Origin of the sequence: Serratia sp. JSRIV004 (assembly GCF_019968705.1) — a bacterium.
In the GTDB taxonomy this organism is placed as follows: Bacteria; Pseudomonadota; Gammaproteobacteria; order Enterobacterales; family Enterobacteriaceae; genus Chania; species Chania fonticola_B.
The window spans coordinates 4850913-4869325 of record NZ_CP074140.1 but is presented as its reverse complement, the minus strand read 5'-3'; the positions used below and the strand labels follow the sequence as shown (position 1 = coordinate 4869325).

Genomic DNA, 18413 nt, shown 5'->3' with positions numbered 1-18413 from the left:
TGCAGCAAGCGTGGAGAAGAACCGCAATGGCTGGGGATGACCGCGAGCCCATCGGGCGCAAAGGCAAACAACCAAAACGTAATCAGCCGCGTAAAGCGGCGCGTCGTCAACGTGACGACGATTATGAAGAAGACGAGTATCAGGATGAGTATGACGATGATGAGTACGATGACGACGAAGAGGAACAACGCATGCCGCCCAAGGTAAAAGCGAAGTCGCCGCGTAAAAAGCGCCGTTGGCTCGGCCTGCTGATAAAACTGTTCCTGGTGATTGCGGTGCTGCTGGCGATCTACGGGGTTTATCTGGATTCCCAGATCCGTAGCCGCATCGATGGCAAAGTCTGGCAGTTACCGGCGGCGGTGTATGGCCGCATGGTTAACCTTGAGCCGGGCATGCCGTATAGCAAAAAGGAAATGGTCGCCCTGCTGGAAGGGATGCAATATCGCCAGGTCAGCCGTATGACCCGGCCAGGGGAGTTTACCGTGCAGGCCAACAGCATCGAGATGCTGCGCCGCCCGTTTGACTTCCCGGATGGCAAAGAAGGCCAGATCCACGCCCGCCTCGATTTCCAAAACAATAGTCTGGCGAAAATCGTCAACATGGAGAATCAGCGTAACTTTGGCTTCTTCCGCCTCGATCCGCGCCTGATCACCATGCTGCAATCGCCGAATGGCGAGCAACGCCTGTTTGTTCCGCGTTCTGGTTTCCCAGACTTGCTGGTCGACACGCTAATCGCTACCGAAGATCGTCATTTTTACGAGCATGATGGTATCAGCTTCTACTCCATTGGCCGTGCGGTGGTGGCCAACCTGACCGCCGGGCGTGCGGTGCAGGGCGGCAGTACCTTGACTCAGCAACTGGTAAAAAACCTGTTCCTGACCAACGAGCGTTCGCTGTGGCGTAAGCTTAACGAAGCCTACATGGCCTTGCTGATGGATTACCGTTATAGCAAAGACCGTATTCTGGAGCTGTATCTGAACGAGGTGTATCTCGGCCAGAGCGGTAGCGATCAGATCCGCGGCTTCCCGTTGGCCAGCCTGTACTACTTTGGTCGCCCGGTCGATGAACTGAGTCTGGATCAACAGGCGCTACTGGTGGGCATGGTAAAAGGGGCCTCGCTGTATAACCCTTGGCGTAACCCAAAGTTGGCGCTGGAGCGCCGTAACCTGGTGCTCAAGCTGTTACAGAACCAGGGAGTGATCGACGCTGAGCTGTATAACATGCTGAGCGCTCGTCCGCTGGGCGTACAGCCGAAAGGTGGGGTGATCTCACCGCAGCCTGCGTTTATGCAGCTGGTGCGTCAGGAGTTGCAGGCCAAGCTGGGTGACAAGGTTAACGATCTTTCCGGCGTGAAGATCTTCACTACGCTGGATCCGGTTTCACAGGATGCGGCCGAGAAAGCAGTGGAAGACGGTATCCCGGCGCTGCGTGCGGCGCGTCATCTGAACGATCTGGAAGCGGCGATGGTGATTGTCGATCGCTTTACCGGAGAGGTTCGTGCCATGGTGGGGGGGGCCGATCCTCAGTTTGCCGGCTTCAACCGTGCGCTGCAGGCGCGCCGTCTGGTAGGGTCACTGGCCAAGCCGCCAACCTATCTGACCGCGCTGTCGGAACCGGATAAGTATCGGCTCAATACCTGGCTGGCGGATCAGCCGTTGTCGATCAAACTGCCGAACGGCAGCTCGTGGCAGCCGAATAACTACGATCGCCAGTTCCGCGGTCGGGTGATGCTGGTGGATGCGTTGGCCAACTCGCTCAACGTGCCAACGGTCAATCTGGGCATGTCGGTGGGGTTGGATCAAATTAGCGCTACCCTGCAAAAGTTGGGTATTCCTAAATCGGCGATCACTCCGATGCCTTCCATGTTGCTGGGGGCCATCGGCCTGACGCCGATGGAAGTGGCACAGGAATACCAGACCATTGCCAGCGGGGGTAACCGTGCGCCGCTGTCTGCCGTGCGTTCGGTGATTGCGGAAGACGGTACAGCGTTGTATCAGAGCTTCCCGCAGGCGGAACGTATGGTGCCAGCGCAGGCGGCTTACCTGACGCTGTATGCGATGCAGCAGGGTGTGGCACGCGGGACTTCCCGTTCGCTGTCGGTCAAGTTCCCTAATTACAACCTGGCCGCTAAAACCGGTACCACTAACGATCTGCGTGACAGTTGGTTTGCCGGTATCGACGGTAAGGAAGTGGCGATTGCCTGGGTAGGGCGTGACAATAACGGCCCGGCCAAGCTGACCGGTGCCAACGGTGCCTTGACGCTGTATCGCCGCTATCTGGAAAACCAGACGCCGCTGGTGCTGAAGCTGCAACAGCCGGAAGGCATTAGCCAGATGGGTATTGATTCGGCCGGTAACTTTATCTGTGGTGGCAGCAGTTGGCGCACCATCCCGGTTTGGACTGAAAACCCACAGGGGCTATGCCAGGCAAGCCAGGCCGAGCAGCAACAAACTCAACAACAGCAAGCCGGCGAACAGAAAGATGCCGACGGCGTTGCTGGCTGGATAAAAGATATGTTTGGCAAATAAACCCCAGCCGTTATGTTAAGCATTTTTACCATTTGATTTTACTGTGTTATCAAGCCCGTAGCGTTCTGTTACGGGCTTTCCTTTCTCTGTTGTTGGTTTTATTTCCACGCTGTTAATACGGTTACCATGCCAATCCCATAGCCTTTTTACGGCCGAAATACGCTTGCAGTTCCATTAGCCTTCTGCATAAAATGCCGCGCTTATAATAATTATTATCGTTCACATTCGTTATCAAACCACATCAGAGAAACCAGACATGCCGACCCAGCGTCATTCCTCATTACCGGCCAAATCAGGCTTGTTCCCCGTAAGCATTTTGGCTGCCACGATCGCGGCTACGCTAAGCTTGCCTGCAGTTGCTGCTCAGACGACGGCTGTTGCGGATGCCGATACTATTACGGTGGTAGGGGGCGGCAACGGTGGTGCTTCACAGGAAAACGCCTGGGGCCCAGTTGGCACCATCGTGGCGAAACGCAGCGCGACCGGCACCAAAACGGATACGCCGCTGGTGAAGACCCCTCAATCGGTGTCTGTGGTTACGCGTGAACAAATGGACGTTATGCAGCCTTCCTCGGTGAAAGAAGCGTTAGGCTTCACCCCAGGTGTAATGGTAGGCAGCCGTGGTAGTTCCAACGTCTATGATGCGGTTTATATTCGTGGTTTTGGCTCGGTCAACCAGAATATCTATCTGGACGGTTTGAAGCTGCAAGGCGACTATTTTAACGAAGCCGTAATCGATCCTTATTTCCTGGAGCGGGCCGAAGTGCTGCGCGGGCCTTCTTCCGTGCTTTACGGTAAAAGCAGCCCTGGTGGGATTATTTCGCTGATCAGCAAGCGCCCAACCACGGAACCGCTGAAAGAAATCCAATTTAAAATGGGGACAGATAACCTGTTCCAGACTGGCTTTGATTTCAGCAATGCGTTGGATGATGACGGCAAGTATTCCTTCCGCCTGACCGGGTTGGCCAAAGACGCAGATGCTCAGCAGGAGATGGCCAAGGAAAAACGCTATACCATTGCGCCTTCATTCAGTTGGCAGCCTGATGAGCATACCAACCTGACGCTGTATTCTTACCTGCAAAACGATCCTAACCTTGGCTACTACGGCTGGTTGCCGATGCAGGGAACGGTGGTCAACGCGCCTTATGGCAAACTGCCAACCAGCTTCAACGAAGGTGAAAAGAGTAACTTCTATTCGCGCCAGACGCGGATGTTTGGTTACAGCTTCTCTCATGATTTCGATGACACCTGGACCGTACGCCAGAACCTGCGCTATATGCAGCTGCACACCAACCAGAACAATATCTATGGCACCGGTGTAAACGCCGATAACACCACTCTGAACCGTAACTATATCGCTTCGGATGAACGCCTGAATAACTTCAGCGTCGATACTCAGGGCCAGGCCAGGTTTGCCACTGGCCGCGTGGATCATACGCTGCTGGCTGGCGTAGACTTTATGCGTATGAGCAATGATATTCAGGGCGGTTGGGGAGTGGCCAGTCCACTGGATCTGGCCAACCCGCAGTTTGGGAATTATACCAAGGGTGCGTTAAATCCAACCAGTAAGGTCAATGGCCAACGGCAGACGGGGATTTACCTGCAGGAACAGGCCGAGTGGAACCAATGGATCCTGACGGCCGGTACGCGTTACGACTGGGCTAAGAGCACCGTCGAAGATCGCACCGAAACGGCAACGGTGCCTTATAGCGAGCAGAAAGACCACCAGTCAACCAATCGTATTGGCCTGAACTATCTGTTCGACAACGGCATCTCGCCGTATGTCAGCTATGCACAATCCTTCGAGCCGAACGTAGGCGCAGGTTATGACGGCAAAGCCTTCGTGCCTTCCAAAGGCGAACAGTATGAAGCTGGCGTGAAGTACATGCCAAAAGATCGCCCCGTCTCTGCCACCATTGCCATCTACCAACTGACCAAGTCAAATAACCTGGTCACGGATGTTGAGCATGCCGATAAAGGTTGGTTCCAACAGCAAACCGGGGAGATCCGCTCTCGCGGCGTAGAGTTGGAAGGCAAAGCGGCGCTGACGGCTAACGTCAACCTGCTGGCGTCCTATACCTATACCGATGCTGAATACACCGAAGACACCACCAACCAGGGCAATACGCCAGCGATCATTCCTAAGCATATGGCCTCGCTGTGGGGAGATTATACCTTCCATGAAACCGCATTGAGTGGTTTGACGCTGGGCGCGGGTGTGCGTTATACCGGCTCAACCTATGGTGACGAAGCCAACACCTTCAAAGTGCCGGACTACACCGTGTGGAATACCGTGATCAAGTATGATTTGGCGCGCTTCAACCTGCCAGGTTCTTCCGTAGCGCTTAACGTTAACAACCTGTTTGATAAAGAGTATGTCTCTAGCTGTTTCGCCACCTATGGCTGTTTCTGGGGGGCAGAACGTCAAGTGGTCGCCACGGCAACCTTCAGTTTCTAATCGGCTAACGGGAGCGGCCTTTGGTCGCTCCCTGCCAAGCAGGGCCTATGCAGGATAAACACCTTAATCGCGATGCTACGTTCCAGCTCGACCGTGTTAGCTTTGCCGTGCCAGGGCGGGTGTTGTTACAGCCGCTATCATTGGCCTTTCCTCAAGGCAAAGTGTGTGGATTGATTGGGCATAATGGCTCCGGCAAATCCACGTTGCTGAAAATCCTCGGTCGTCACCAAAATCCTACCTCCGGCCAGGTGCTGCTTAACGGGCAACCGCTGGGCCAATGGGACAGCAAAGCTTTTGCTCGTCAAGTGGCCTACCTGCCGCAGCAATTGCCAGCAGCGGAAGGGATGACGGTGCGCGAACTGGTCGCCATCGGGCGCTACCCGTGGCACGGCGCGTTAGGCCGTTTCAAGGTCGGCGATCGCGAGCTGGTAGAAGAGGCGATCGGGCTGGTGGGGCTCAAATCCTTTGCCAACCGCCTGGTAGACAGCCTCTCCGGCGGTGAACGTCAACGGGCCTGGCTGGCGATGATGGTCGCGCAGGATAGCCGTTGTCTATTGCTGGATGAACCGACCTCGGCGTTGGATATTGCCCATCAGGTTGAAGTGCTGGCGTTGATCCAACGCCTGAGCCACGAGCGCGGCTTGACGGTGATTGCAGTGCTGCATGACATCAACATGGCGGCTCGTTATTGCGACCATCTGGTGGCGTTACGCGGCGGCGAAATGATTGCCCAAGGGTCATCGCTCGAACTGATGCAAGGGCCGGTGCTGGAACAGATCTACGGCATCCCGATGGGCATATTGCCGCATCCAAGTGGCGGTGCACCAGTGAGCTTCGTTTATTAATGTCTATCTCTGCCGATTTTCATCATGACCCGCTGCGCCGGCGTTTATTAACGGCGATGGCGTTATCGCCTCTGTTGTTTTCTTTACCGTCGCGTGCGACAGGTTTACCCGATATCACCCGTATCGCGGCATTGGAGTGGCTACCGGTCGAGCTACTGATCGCACTGGGCGTGATGCCGCAGGCGGTGGCCGATATCCACAACTACAACCTGTGGGTACAAGATCCTCGGTTGCCGGACTCGGTGATCGACGTCGGTCAACGTACCGAACCTAATCTGGAGCTGTTGCAACAGCTCAAACCTTCTCTGATCCTGCTTTCCAAAGGCTATGGCCCTACGCCACAAAAACTGCAGCCTATCGGCCCGACGATGGAGTTTGGCTTTAACGACGGCAGCGGTAGACCGCTCACCGTGGGCAAAAACTCGTTGCTGCAATTGGCACAGCGGATAGGTCTGGAAACGCGGGCTACCCAGCATCTGCAACAGTTTGATGCGTTTATGCGGGAGGCGCGTAACCGCCTGGCGGGGTATCGGCAACAGCCGCTGCTGCTGTTTTCTTTGCTCGATCCTCGGCACGTATTGGTGATCGGCCAGAAGAGCCTGTTTCAGGAAGTGATGGATCAGCTAGGCATCGAGAATGCCTGGCAGGGGGAAACCAACTTCTGGGGGACCTCGGTGGTGGGGATCGAACGTCTGGCGGCAATAAAAAATGCGCGAGCGATTTATCTCGATCACGATAATCAAGCCATGATGGATAAGGTCAGCAAGACGCCGTTGTGGCAGGCCTTACCGTTTATCCGCCAGGGCCAACTGCGGCAGGTGCCTGCGGTGTGGTTCTACGGCGCCACGCTGTCGGCCATGCGTTTTTGCCGCTTGCTGGAGCAGGCGCAGGAGACTCGCTCATGAGTACACGCCTGCGTATCTTGCCGATAGCGCTGATCCTGTTATTGCTGGCCGCGGCGGGTAGCCTGACGCTCTTCAACCTGTTGCATCAACTGACGTGGAGCCAGTGGTCGCAGGCGTTGGTACAGCCAGATATCGACAATGTCGACCAGATGTTGTTCCACTACAGCCTGTTGCCACGCCTGTCAGTGTCGTTGCTGGTGGGGGCCGGACTGGGATTGGTCGGCGTACTGTTTCAGCAGGTATTACGCAATCCTTTGGCGGAACCTGCCACGCTCGGCGTGGCTGCCGGAGCTCAGTTAGGCTTGACGATTGCCACGCTGTGGATGCTGCCTGGGGGCGAATTGACCCAACAGCTGGCGGCGATGGTCGGAGCCATTGCGGTCGGCGGGCTGGTGTTCGGCGTTGCCTGGGGCAAACGGATGTCGCCCGTGACGTTGATTCTGGCCGGTCTGGTACTTGGCCTGTACTGCGGGGCAGTCAATAGCTTGCTGGCGTTGTTCAATTACGATCGGTTGCAAGGCCTGTTCCTGTGGAGCACCGGAGCGCTAAATCAGCAGGATTGGGGGACGGTGCAGTTTATCCTGCCGCGCTTGCTGCTGGTTGCCGTACTGGCCGCGTTATTGATCCGCCCATTAACGCTGTTAGGGCTGGACGACGGTGTGGCACGTAATCTGGGCCTGGGCCTGGCAATGTCGCGCTTTGCCGCGTTGGCGGTGGCGATTGTGTTCAGCGCCATGTTGGTCAATGCGGTCGGCGTGATCGGTTTTATCGGCCTATTTGCCCCGTTGATGGCCAAGATGCTGGGAGCTCGCCGTTTGGTCCACCGCATGATGTTGGCTCCACTATTGGGGGCATTGCTGCTGTGGTTGACCGATCAGGTGATGATCTGGCTGACGTTGGTATGGCGTGAAATCCCGACCGGTGCGGCGACGGCACTGATTGGTGCGCCGTTGCTGCTTTGGTTGTTACCACGCTTACGCAGCAGCGCAACCCCTCCGCCGATGGACTTAGGCGACAAAGTGCCTGTCGAACGTGGCAACTTGCCGATATGGATCCTGCTGGGGAGCGTTTTACTATTGGCCGGGATTGCGGTGGCGCTGATGTTTGGGCAAAACCCCCACGGCTGGCACTGGAGCGTAGGCGGTGAATTACAGGCGCTGATGCCTTGGCGCTGGCCACGAGTGGTTTCTGCCCTGGCGGCCGGGATGATGCTGGCGGTAGCCGGAACGCTGATCCAGAAACTGACCGGTAACCCGATGTCCAGCCCGGAAGTGCTGGGGATCAGTTCCGGCGCGGCTTTCGGCGTGGTGATGATGCTGTTTATCGTCCCTGGTGATGCTTTTATGTGGCTGTTACCCGCCGGGAGTCTGGGGGCGGCGGCTACGCTGTTGATCATCATGATTGCGGCTGGGCGCGGCGGATTCTCTACCGAACGCATGCTGTTGGCGGGGATCGCCCTCAGCACCGCCTTTAGCACGACCATTTTCCTGCTGTTGGCCAGTGGCGATCCCCGTATGGGGGGGCTGTTGGTGTGGCTTTCCGGTTCTACCTACTCGGTGGATGCTCCGCAGGCAATACGTACGGCGGCGATTGCTGGCGTGTTGATAGTGTTGGCCCCACTGTGCAGACGTTGGCTGACAATTCTGCCGTTGGGCGGCGCTACAGCACGTTCCGTAGGGATTGCTCTGACGCCGACCAGGATGAGCATTTTGCTGCTGGCGGCAACGCTGACGGCGATGGCGACGCTAACCGTCGGGCCGCTGAGTTTTATTGGCCTGATGGCACCGCATATGGCCCGTATGTTGGGATTCCGCCGGGCGCTGCCCCAGATGGTGATTGCTGTGCTGCTAGGCGGCCTGCTGATGGTGTTTGCGGACTGGTGTGGCCGGATGGTGATGTTCCCTTACCAAATCCCTGCTGGGCTGCTGGCGACCTTTATTGGCGCACCGTACTTTGTCTATCTGCTGCGTAAGCAAACTTCGTAGATTATCTCGGTTACCACCTTTGCCACCAAGGGCTCAGCATTGCTGGGCCCTTGGTTTTTTCAGGCCGTTACAATGCATTGCGTGGCACTGCGCAAAGTTGAAAGTTAGGGGTAAAACGGCCGCCAGTCGGGCTGGTGAGATGAATATACTGCGGGTGGGTGCTCTGGATCTTTGTATCTGGAGCCTGAGCGAAAGGTACAAAGAGAAAAGCCCCAGGTCGATAATATCAACCCGAGGCCAACTCTAACGCTCGACAACGTTAGGTTAGCTTCTTACTCGCCGCGAGGCAAGGATAAGGAGGCATGATGCCAAACAGAGGAGATATCGTAAAACTGGTCGTTATCTGTACCACGGTAATCTTGTTGGTATGGATAACGCGCAGCAAGCTTTGTGAGCTGCGTATTCGATCGGGCAACACGGAGGTTGCGGCCATTTTGGCCTACGGATCCGAACGGTAAAGCAACCCAACGGCGGGGGCGAGCTCCCGCCCGTTGGTTGTAAGCGTACAGATCTACGAGCACCCATCTCATACAAACTCAAGCGACGGACTTACGGTTCGTCGTTTCAGACTGCTGACACACTTCATCCTTCTCTCTACAAGAGGCGCGGCATTGTGACCGTTCAGGTAAGTTCATGCCTGCCCTCTTACACATTCAGCAATATTGCCACTGTCATTTAGCGCTTTTTTTCAGGCCGTTACAATGCATTGCGTGGCACTGCGCAAAGTTGAAAGTTAGGGGGAAAACGGCCGCCAGTCAGGCTGGTGAGATGAATATACTGCGGGTGGGTGCTCTGGATCTTTGTATCTGGAGCCTGAGCGAAAGGTACAAAGAGAAAAGCCCCAGGTCGATAATATCAACCCGAGGCCAACTCTAACGCCCAACAACGTTAGGTTAGCTTCTTACTCGCCGTGAGGCAAGGATAAGGAGGCATAATGCCAAACAGAGGAGATATCGTAAAACTGGTCGTTATCTGTACCACCGTAATCTTGTTGGTATGGATAACGCGCAGCAAGCTTTGTGAGCTGCGCATTCGATCGGGCAACACGGAGGTTGCGGCCATTTTGGCCTACGAATCCGAACGGTAAGGCAACCCAACGGCGGGGGCGAGCTCCCGCCCGTTGGTTGTAAGCGTACAGATCTACGAGCACCCATCTACAAACGAAAACGGCGAGCCTCAGGCTCGCCGTTGTTACGTCTAACGCTCAGGCTTACTTCAAACCAGCCGCTTCACGCAGCTGGGCTGCCTTATCGGTCGCTTCCCATGGGAAGTGTTCGCGGCCAAAGTGGCCGTAAGCTGCGGTTTCACGGTAAATCGGTTGCAGCAGGTCCATCATTTGGATCAGGCCATATGGGCGCAGATCGAAGAACTCACGCACCAGCAGGGTCAGTTGCTCGGTCGAGATCTTCTCGGTGCCGAAGGTTTCCACCATGATGGAGGTTGGTTCTGCCACGCCGATAGCGTAGGACACCTGGATCTCACAGCGATCTGCCAGACCCGCGGCCACGATGTTTTTTGCCACGTAGCGTGCAGCATAGGCCGCAGAACGGTCAACCTTGGAAGGATCCTTGCCGGAGAATGCGCCGCCACCGTGACGGGCCATGCCGCCGTAGGTATCAACGATGATTTTACGACCGGTCAGACCGCAGTCACCCATTGGGCCACCGATAACAAAACGACCGGTTGGGTTGATGTGGTATTTGGTGCCTGCGGTCAGCCACTCGGCTGGCAGTACCGGCTTGATGATCTCTTCCATCACCGCTTCTTGCAGATCTTTCAGCGCGATATCATCGGAATGCTGGGTGGACAGCACCACGGCATCGATGCCGACGATTTTGCCATCGTCATACTGGAACGTGACCTGGCTTTTGGCGTCTGGGCGCAGCCAAGGCAGGGTACCATTTTTACGCACTTCGGCCTGGCGTTGAACCAGACGGTGGGCGTAAGTGATTGGCGCAGGCATCAACACGTCGGTTTCATTCGAGGCATAACCGAACATCAGGCCCTGATCGCCAGCCCCTTGCTCCAGCGGATCGCTGCGGTCAACACCCTGGTTGATATCTGGTGATTGTTTACCGATGGCGCTCAGTACGGCACAGGAGTTGGCATCAAAGCCCATATCGGAATGGACATAGCCAATTTCACGCACGGTTTTACGGGTGATCTCTTCGATATCGACCCAGGCGCTGGTGGTGATCTCGCCGCCAACCAGCACCATGCCGGTTTTCACGTAGGTTTCGCAGGCTACGCGGGCTTTTGGATCCTGTTCCAGGATGGCATCAAGAACGGCATCCGAGATTTGATCGGCAATTTTATCCGGATGTCCTTCGGAAACAGATTCGGACGTGAAGAGGTGTTTAGCCATGGTGTTCTTTACCTTGCAAAAGACGGGTTGGAAATTACTGCACAGCGCTGGAGATCCGGGCATCAAAGCGAAGGGTCTTCCGCTGATGGCGAGATGCATCCTGCAACGCCCCTCAGGCAAAGCCGTTAAGCAGTTTATCGGTTAATCAGTATAGATGGATTAACATCTGGACGTCTATTTTAGGTCAGCCTTTAGCCGGATTGCCAGCAATTTTTTGCCCTAACGCTCTTTTGGGCAAACCGCTTGCCGCCATTTTCATCGCTTGAAACAGTTTCTGGCGAATTTTCATTTTGCATTTTGCCCGGGGGTCCGGTATAAACTGCGCGCGCGGTTCATTTGGTGCACAGCGTGTTGCAGAAAATTGAAACTTTCTGTAAACCCGGCAACGCCGCGCCATGATCTACCGTAGGTACCCAATGATGGGGCCGCCGCTTCATTGAACGTTCACGTTCTTATACTATATAGAGGCTTTGTCGTTCATCGCGAGCGGCATGCGTGGAGGTGGTTGGATTAATGATCCGTTGTCTACTGGTTGTTGGTTCTCAACAGCAGTGCCGTTCTGGCGCGCATTCTTGTGCTATTTCCCGTCTTGTCTCTACACCATCTACCCGATGTTACACACATCTGGGCGCTACTCAGGGTTCTCGGGCCGGTTAACGGCTGTCTGAAGCACTGAACAAGGGTAGCCTACAGCTCTCCTGTGGGATGATTCTTTACCCGATTCACGAGGTTTGAACAGGGTGTCTTACAATAAATCTATTGGGTATAAACCGATCGCTGACCACGAACGGCAGGTGAATTCACTGCTAAAATGGGGTGTTTCCGGGTTGTTCTCGCGGGTTGTAGCTGCGATAGTGGCTGACTATATCGTCAGTATGCAAGGTGAGGCGAGTAATGTCTGAAGATATGCCGATCCAACGCCCGTCAGTAGCGGGTGATAATTTATCTTTACGCTCCATGCAGGAGGTTGCCATGAATGATCGTAATGCCAGCAAGATGCTGCGCACTTATAACGTCGCCTACTGGGGCAACAATTACTTTGACGTCAATGAGCTGGGCCACATCAGCGTGTGCCCGGACCCAGACGTCCCGCATGCGCGCGTCGATCTCGCCGAGTTGGTGAAAGAGCGCCAAAAAGATGGCCAGCGCCTGCCCGCCTTGTTCTGCTTCCCGCAGATCTTGCAGCATCGCCTGCGTTCCATTAACGCCGCGTTCAAACGTGCGCGTGAATCCTTCGGCTATGAAGGTGGTTACTTCCTGGTTTACCCGATCAAGGTTAACCAGCACCGCCGCGTGATTGAATCACTGGTCAACTCCGGTGAACCACTGGGGCTGGAAGCGGGTTCCAAAGCGGAACTGATGGCGGTACTGGCCCATGCCGGTATGACCCGCTCGGTGATCGTCTGTAACGGCTACAAAGACCGTGAATATGTTCGTCTGGCGCTGATCGGTGAAAAGCTGGGGCACAAAGTGTACCTGGTGATCGAGAAGATGTCGGAAATCCAGATGGTGCTGGAAGAAGCTGAGCGCCTGAATGTCGTACCACGCCTGGGCGTGCGTGCCCGCCTGGCCTCACAAGGGGCAGGTAAATGGCAGTCGAGCGGTGGTGAGAAATCCAAGTTCGGTCTGGCCGCCATTCAGGTATTGAAGCTGGTGGAGACCCTGCGTGAAGCGGGCCGCCTGGATAGCCTGCAATTGCTGCATTTCCACCTGGGTTCTCAGTTGGCCAATATTCGCGATATCGCCACTGGCGTACGTGAGTCTGCGCGTTTCTATGTCGAGCTGCATAAGCTGGGCGTAAACATTCAATGTTTCGACGTAGGTGGCGGCCTGGGTGTGGATTATGAAGGCACCCGTTCGCAGTCCGACTGTTCGGTCAACTATGGCCTGAATGAATATGCCAACAACGTGATTTGGGGGATCGGTGATGCCTGTAATGAGCATGGCCTGCCGCATCCAACGGTGATCACTGAGTCTGGCCGTGCCGTAACTGCCCACCATACGGTGCTGGTTTCCAACGTTATTGGCGTTGAGCGCAACGAATTCTGTGAGCCGGTTCCTCCGGTCGAAGATGCGCCGCGCGCTCTGGAAAGCATGTGGGAAACCTGGCAGGAAATGAACGAGCCGGAAAACCGTCGTTCGCTGCGTGAATGGTTGCACGATAGCCAGATGGATCTGCACGATGTGCATACCCAGTATGCCCATGGTATGTTGGATCTGACCAAGCGTGCCTATGCCGAGCAGCTGTATCTGAATATCTGCAACAAGATCCAGCAGCAGCTCGATCCGAGCAATCGCGCGCACCGGCCAATCATTGATGAATTGCAGGAGCGGATGGCGGACAAGTTCTACGTCAACTTCTCACTGTTCCAGTCGATGCCGGATGCCTGGGGTATCGACCAACTGTTCCCGGTCTTGCCGTTGGAAGGCTTGGACAAGCCGCCGGAAGGCCGTGCGGTATTGCTGGATATCACCTGTGACTCCGATGGCACCATCGATCACTATATTGATGGTGACGGCGTAGCCACTACCATGCCGATGCCGCCGTACGATCCGGAAAACCCGCCTCTGCTGGGGTTCTTTATGGTTGGTGCCTATCAGGAAATCCTGGGCAATATGCACAACCTGTTTGGCGATACGGCGTCGGTGGATGTGTTTGTGTTCCCTGATGGCAGCGTAGAAACCGAGCTGTCTGATGAAGGCGATAGCGTAGCCGACATGCTGGAATACGTGCAGCTCGATCCGATCGCGCTGCTGGCTAAATTCCGCGATCAGGTGAAAGAAACCGATCTTGACGCGGAGTTGCAGGCGCAATTTGTCGAAGAGTTCGAGGCTGGTCTGTATGGCTATACTTATCTCGAAGATGAGTAAGTTATGCCGATAGGCTGACATACTTCCTATCCAGGGGCGCGGCAGAGGCTGCGCTCCTTCATTTTTCCCTCTTAGCCCTTACCCCGCCAAATTAGAAATTCCATTTAAACTTTCAACGTATTAATGCAGCGTTCCCAGTTATCACAAATTTGTGAACTCTCCGTGAGGATTTGGTCACGACTTTCTCTGTAGTTTGTCATTGTCGGTGAATAGCACCAGAGGTAACGATGATGATCAACAGACGGTATTTTATTCTGGGCGGCGGGGCACTCTCTGTGGCCTATGCCGTGGGCGTGCTGCCTGCCCTTTTTTCTCGTTCGGCGATGGCGGAGACGTTTGCCGTCAACTATACCGCAGAGCAATGGCGGCAACGGCTCTCTGCCAGCCAATATGCGGTTTTGCGCGAGGAAGGCACAGAGCCCCCTTACAGCAGCTCGCTTAACGATGAGCATCGCGAGGGGCAGTTTGCCTGTGCGGGTTGCCAGCAGGCGCTGTTTTCTTCCCACACCAAGTTTGACAGCCACACCGGCTGGCCCAGTTTCTGGCAACCCCTCGAACAGGCGGTGGCGACGCGTAAGGATCGAACGCTGGGCATGGTCCGCGAAGAGGTGCATTGCAGTCGCTGTGGTGGGCATTTGGGGCACGTATTTGATGATGGCCCGCAACCCACCGGTTTGCGCTACTGCATGAATGGCATCGCCATGCGGTTCACGCCAAGCTCTGCCTAACCAGAATAGTGAGGAATAACATGAGAAACGTAGACAAAACGCTACCATCGCTGGGTAAATACGGCATATGGGGCGCGATAGTGGTTGCCGCCGGATTCTGTTTGCAGAGCGTGGCTTGGCCACTTGGTGATGCCGAGGCGGCGGTAGCGATCCCTGCGCCGGTAATAGACGAAGCGCCGACGACATCGCGCTCGGAAACCGCGATCTTTGCCGGTGGTTGTTTCTGGGGCGTACAAGGGGTGTTCCAACATGTTAAAGGCGTGACCAATGCCATATCCGGTTATACCGGAGGTGCGGCACAAACGGCTAATTATGAGGCCGTCAGTGGAGGGGATACCGGCCATGCAGAGTCGGTGCAGGTCACCTTTGATCCACAGCAGATTACCTATGGCCAACTGCTGCAAATCTATTTTTCGGTAGCACATAACCCAACCGAGCTCGATCGCCAAGGGCCGGACAGTGGCACGCAATATCGCTCAGCCGTTTTCCCACTGACGGCGTCACAACAGCAGGTTGCCAAGGCTTATATTGCACAGCTGGATGCCAGTAAACGCTTTGCCAAACCGCTGGTGACCCGCATTGAGGACAATGGTCATTTTTATCCTGCCGAGGCTTACCACCAAAACTATCTCACCCTTAACCCGGATCAGCCCTATATCGTGGTGAATGATTTGCCGAAGGTAAAACAATTACAGCAGTTGTTCCCGGTGCAATATCGCACAGAGCCGCTATTGGTTAACTGATGACAGGTTGTCTCTTCTATACTTGGTAATGACGAGTACCTTGAAGAGTGAACCAATTGCGGCGATAATCTACCCATTGAAACAGACATCGAATAAATCCCTTTCTCGTCGGGCTAACGACGCGGGAGGGATTTTTTTTTGCTACCGCCCAAGCGTCCGGCTACGGGCGAACCGTTGAAAAATGAGGGTAAATATGAGTACCTTAGGCCATCAGCCCGATAATTCCTTAGTGTCCAACGCCTTTGGTTTCCTGCGCTTTCCGCTGAACTTTATGCCTTACGATAGCGATGCAGAGTGGGTGATCACCGGTGTTCCTTTTGATATGGCTACCTCCGGCCGCGCCGGTGGGCGTCATGGCCCTGCGGCGATCCGCCAGGTTTCTACCAATCTGGCATGGGAAGGGGCGCGCTGGCCTTGGAACTTTGATCTGCGCGATCGTCTGAACGTGGTCGATTGTGGTGACGTGGTATTCAACTTTGGTGATGCCCAGGATATGAGCGACAAACTGCAGGCGCACGCAGAAAAACTGCTGGCAGCCGGCAAACGCATGCTCTCTTTCGGTGGTGACCACTTCGTTACGCTGCCGCTGCTGCGCGCGCATGCCAAGCATTTTGGCAAAATGGCGTTGGTGCATTTCGATGCCCATACCGACACCTATGCCAACGGCAGCAAGTTTGACCACGGCACCATGTTCTTCCATGCGCCGAACGAAGGCCTGATCGATCCCAACCATTCCGTGCAAATCGGTATCCGTACCGAGTTCGACCGTGACAACGGCTTCACGGTACTGGATGCTGCGCAGGTTAACGATCGTGGCGTGGACGATCTGCTGGCGCAGATCAAACAGATCGTTGGCGATATGCCGGTTTATCTCACCTTCGATATCGACTGCCTGGATCCGGCTTTCGCACCTGGCACCGGCACCCCGGTGATCGGCGGCCTGACCTCCGATCGCGCCCTGAAACTGGTGCGTGGTATGCAGTCACTGAACATTGTCGGCATGGATGTGGTAGAAGTGGCTCCGGCTTACGACCAGTCTGAGATCACCGCACTGGCAGCGGCAACGCTGGGCCTGGAAATGTTGTATCTACAGGCGTCCAAAAAGCAGGCATAGTCAGATTGCTGGATGGGGAGGGGCGCTGTATGCTGCGCCCCGAATCTCCCGCACCCCATCATGAAAATATTGCCGTGAAGATAAAGTGTATTTCGCGTTTACGGAGGAACCGTGCTGACTAAACCATCTATACGCCTCAACAAATATATTAGCGAGAGCGGTATCTGCTCGCGTCGCGATGCCGATCGTTACATCGAACAGGGCAATGTTTTTATCAACGGTAAGCGCGTGGCGCTCGGCGATCGGGTATTCGCTGGCGACGTGGTCAAGGTTAACGGGCAGCTGATTGAACCCCGTAACGAAGACAACCTGATTTTTATTGCGCTGAACAAGCCGGTGGGGATCGTCAGTACCACCGAAGACGGTGAGAAAGACAATATTGTCGATTTCGTCAACCACAGCACCCGTGTCTTCCCGATTGGACGCTTGGATAAAGATTCGCAGGGGCTGATCTTCCTCACCAACCATGGCGATCTGGTGAACAAGATCCTGCGTGCCGGTAACGACCACGAGAAAGAATATCTGGTCACGGTTAACAAACCGGTGACCGACGATTTTATCCGTGGTTTGGGTGCCGGAGTGCCGATGCTGGGCACGGTGACCAAGAAATGTAAGGTGAAGAAAGAAGCCCCCTTTGTATTCCGTATCGTGCTGGTGCAGGGGCTTAACCGCCAAATCCGCCGCATGTGTGAACATTTTGGATATGAGGTGACCAAGCTGGAGCGCACCCGCATCATGAACGTGGGCCTGTCTGGGCTGCCGTTAGGGGAATGGCGCGATCTGACGGACGACGAACTGGTTGAGTTGTTTAAGTTGATCGAGGACTCGTCCTCAGAGGCCAAACCCGCCAAGAAAGCGGCCAAGCCCAAGCCGGCGGTAAAAAAACCGGTGAGCGGCGGGCAGAAAGCCGCGGATAAAGCGGGCAGTCAAGCTCCAGCGCGTAAGCGTTTTGCTCAGCCAGGGCGCAAGAAGAAAGGGCGCTAAGTCGGCGTTTTCTGCCAATCACTACGGATTAAACGGCCTCAGTCTTGATGACTGGGGCCGTTTTGCTTTGTTTTCACCCCTGGTGCATTTTTTCGTGATCCACTCCGCAGTTGTAACTTTAAAATAACCAATCATTAACATTCTTCCCTTTGCTGGCTTGACGAAAGATTCGCCATATCTATAGTGACTGTATTAAATAAGAAACTGAGTTTCATATATGAAACAATCAGATAGAGGACAGAAGCAATGAGCTGGAAGAACGTGTGCGAAGTGTCTCAAGTTAAAGAAGATTTTCCTTTCTCCGCCAATATTGAGGGAAAAGAGGTCGGCGTCTATTTGATCGACGGTCAATATTACGCGCTGGAAGACGTCTGTCCGCATGCCTATGCCTTGCTCAGCCAAGGGTTTGTCGATGACGGAAAAGTGGAGTGTCCACTGCACGAAGCGGTGTTCGATGTGCGTAGCGGCCAATGCCTGCGCGAACCCGGTGGCCGTGATCTGCAAACCTACCCTACCCGGGTGATCGACAATCAAATCCAAATCACCTTTATCGCGGAGGAATAAGCATGCAGCACATTACCGATTTCAACCCTTGGCTGCCGGATACCCAACAGGTTATCCCGGCGCGTGAGGGCGGCAACGGCCAAATCCATCAACCCGGCCAGTTTCAGAATGTGATCTGGCAAACCCGGGCGCGCGTGCCAGACGGGTTTGAAACCGCGCTGGTAGCCGCGCTGGAAGAGATCTTCGAGCAAGGGGCGGAGGAGCTGGAGCAGATCGTCAGCGCGCTCAATCAGCGTCGCCTGTTCGATCGCAGTGGTCAGCCATGGAATGAAGCCACGTTCCGCGAATTCCTACACGTCAACGGTTTCTGAGCCGCACAGGGA

Annotated in this window: 16 protein-coding genes; 15 read left to right on the top strand and 1 reads right to left on the bottom strand. The window is 55.2% G+C overall.

Annotation, left to right across the window (positions count from 1 at the left end; genetic code table 11):
• The first annotated feature begins 26 nt into the window (after positions 1-26).
• From mrcB to KGP21_RS23130, 7 genes are all read left to right on the top strand, one after another.
• Complete coding sequence (gene mrcB, locus KGP21_RS23160; protein WP_223500314.1) at positions 27-2528, top strand: bifunctional glycosyl transferase/transpeptidase; 2502 nt, start codon at positions 27-29, stop codon at positions 2526-2528.
• A gap of 256 nt (positions 2529-2784) precedes the next feature.
• Complete coding sequence (gene fhuA / locus KGP21_RS23155; RefSeq protein WP_223500312.1) at positions 2785-4986, top strand: ferrichrome porin FhuA; 2202 nt, start codon at positions 2785-2787, stop codon at positions 4984-4986.
• A 47-nt stretch (positions 4987-5033) separates the two neighbouring features.
• Positions 5034-5831 carry a Fe3+-hydroxamate ABC transporter ATP-binding protein FhuC gene (gene fhuC, locus KGP21_RS23150; protein ID WP_223500310.1) on the top strand — a complete coding sequence of 266 codons (798 nt, stop codon included), beginning with the start codon at positions 5034-5036 and terminating at the stop codon, positions 5829-5831.
• Complete coding sequence (gene fhuD, locus KGP21_RS23145) at positions 5831-6736, top strand: Fe(3+)-hydroxamate ABC transporter substrate-binding protein FhuD (RefSeq protein ID WP_223500309.1); 906 nt, start codon at positions 5831-5833, stop codon at positions 6734-6736. The genes fhuC and fhuD overlap by 1 nt, the downstream gene beginning before the upstream one ends.
• Positions 6733-8721, top strand: a complete 1989-nt coding sequence (gene fhuB / locus KGP21_RS23140) for a Fe(3+)-hydroxamate ABC transporter permease FhuB (RefSeq protein WP_223500307.1) — start codon at positions 6733-6735, stop codon at positions 8719-8721. Before fhuD ends, fhuB begins: the two co-directional genes overlap by 4 nt.
• A 305-nt stretch (positions 8722-9026) precedes the next feature.
• A complete protein-coding gene (locus tag KGP21_RS23135) occupies positions 9027-9179 on the top strand; it encodes a Hok/Gef family protein (RefSeq protein WP_037375722.1) in 153 nt (50 codons plus the stop codon).
• 476 nt (positions 9180-9655) lie between these two features.
• Positions 9656-9808, top strand: a complete 153-nt coding sequence (locus KGP21_RS23130) for a Hok/Gef family protein (protein WP_024484362.1) — start codon at positions 9656-9658, stop codon at positions 9806-9808.
• Between the two features lie 123 nt (positions 9809-9931).
• Here KGP21_RS23130 and metK read toward each other — a convergent pair whose 3' ends face one another.
• The gene (gene metK / locus KGP21_RS23125) at positions 9932-11086 is read right to left on the bottom strand and encodes a methionine adenosyltransferase (RefSeq protein WP_021806239.1); all 1155 of its coding nucleotides are present in this window, start codon (positions 11084-11086) and stop codon (positions 9932-9934) included.
• On the opposite strand from metK, the gene KGP21_RS23120 reads away from it, so the two are divergent.
• The 8 genes from KGP21_RS23120 to KGP21_RS23085 all read left to right on the top strand — a co-directional run bounded on the left by KGP21_RS23120 (position 11085) and on the right by KGP21_RS23085 (position 18401).
• Entirely contained in the window at positions 11085-11231 is a 147-nt protein-coding gene (locus KGP21_RS23120) for a hypothetical protein (RefSeq protein ID WP_021179752.1), read from the top strand. The two genes, metK and KGP21_RS23120, sit on opposite strands and share 2 nt — an antisense overlap.
• A 749-nt stretch (positions 11232-11980) precedes the next feature.
• On the top strand, positions 11981-13957 hold the full coding sequence (gene speA, locus KGP21_RS23115; RefSeq protein ID WP_021806238.1) for a biosynthetic arginine decarboxylase: 1977 nt from the start codon (positions 11981-11983) through the stop codon (positions 13955-13957).
• A 227-nt stretch (positions 13958-14184) separates the two neighbouring features.
• The gene (gene msrB / locus KGP21_RS23110) at positions 14185-14685 is read left to right on the top strand and encodes a peptide-methionine (R)-S-oxide reductase MsrB (RefSeq protein ID WP_223498321.1); all 501 of its coding nucleotides are present in this window, start codon (positions 14185-14187) and stop codon (positions 14683-14685) included.
• 20 nt (positions 14686-14705) lie between these two features.
• Positions 14706-15428 (top strand): peptide-methionine (S)-S-oxide reductase MsrA, encoded by a 723-nt coding sequence (gene msrA, locus KGP21_RS23105; protein WP_223536350.1) that lies wholly within the window; start codon positions 14706-14708, stop codon positions 15426-15428.
• 193 nt (positions 15429-15621) lie between these two features.
• Positions 15622-16542, top strand: a complete 921-nt coding sequence (gene speB, locus KGP21_RS23100) for an agmatinase (protein ID WP_021179757.1) — start codon at positions 15622-15624, stop codon at positions 16540-16542.
• Positions 16543-16653: 111 nt separating this feature from the next.
• Positions 16654-17526, top strand: coding sequence for a 23S rRNA pseudouridine(2604) synthase RluF (rluF, locus tag KGP21_RS23095; protein ID WP_166733296.1), 873 nt, complete (start codon positions 16654-16656; stop codon positions 17524-17526).
• A 246-nt stretch (positions 17527-17772) separates the two neighbouring features.
• A complete protein-coding gene (locus KGP21_RS23090) occupies positions 17773-18090 on the top strand; it encodes a non-heme iron oxygenase ferredoxin subunit (RefSeq protein WP_021179759.1) in 318 nt (105 codons plus the stop codon).
• 2 nt (positions 18091-18092) lie between these two features.
• The gene (locus KGP21_RS23085; RefSeq protein WP_021806235.1) at positions 18093-18401 is read left to right on the top strand and encodes a recombinase-like helix-turn-helix domain-containing protein; all 309 of its coding nucleotides are present in this window, start codon (positions 18093-18095) and stop codon (positions 18399-18401) included.
• Positions 18402-18413 lie beyond the last annotated feature (12 nt).

Coding starts and splice junctions, on each gene's coding strand:
- metK (WP_021806239.1), bottom strand. CDS start 11,086: ATGGCTAAACACCTCTTCACGTCCGAATCTGTTTCCGAAGGACATCCG.
- KGP21_RS23130 (WP_024484362.1), top strand. CDS start 9,656: ATGCCAAACAGAGGAGATATCGTAAAACTGGTCGTTATCTGTACCACC.
- KGP21_RS23135 (WP_037375722.1), top strand. CDS start 9,027: ATGCCAAACAGAGGAGATATCGTAAAACTGGTCGTTATCTGTACCACG.
- speA (WP_021806238.1), top strand. CDS start 11,981: ATGTCTGAAGATATGCCGATCCAACGCCCGTCAGTAGCGGGTGATAAT.
- msrA (WP_223536350.1), top strand. CDS start 14,706: ATGAGAAACGTAGACAAAACGCTACCATCGCTGGGTAAATACGGCATA.
- KGP21_RS23120 (WP_021179752.1), top strand. CDS start 11,085: ATGGTGTTCTTTACCTTGCAAAAGACGGGTTGGAAATTACTGCACAGC.
- fhuA (WP_223500312.1), top strand. CDS start 2,785: ATGCCGACCCAGCGTCATTCCTCATTACCGGCCAAATCAGGCTTGTTC.
- fhuC (WP_223500310.1), top strand. CDS start 5,034: ATGCAGGATAAACACCTTAATCGCGATGCTACGTTCCAGCTCGACCGT.
- KGP21_RS23090 (WP_021179759.1), top strand. CDS start 17,773: ATGAGCTGGAAGAACGTGTGCGAAGTGTCTCAAGTTAAAGAAGATTTT.
- fhuD (WP_223500309.1), top strand. CDS start 5,831: ATGTCTATCTCTGCCGATTTTCATCATGACCCGCTGCGCCGGCGTTTA.
- mrcB (WP_223500314.1), top strand. CDS start 27: ATGGCTGGGGATGACCGCGAGCCCATCGGGCGCAAAGGCAAACAACCA.
- fhuB (WP_223500307.1), top strand. CDS start 6,733: ATGAGTACACGCCTGCGTATCTTGCCGATAGCGCTGATCCTGTTATTG.
- speB (WP_021179757.1), top strand. CDS start 15,622: ATGAGTACCTTAGGCCATCAGCCCGATAATTCCTTAGTGTCCAACGCC.
- msrB (WP_223498321.1), top strand. CDS start 14,185: ATGATGATCAACAGACGGTATTTTATTCTGGGCGGCGGGGCACTCTCT.
- KGP21_RS23085 (WP_021806235.1), top strand. CDS start 18,093: ATGCAGCACATTACCGATTTCAACCCTTGGCTGCCGGATACCCAACAG.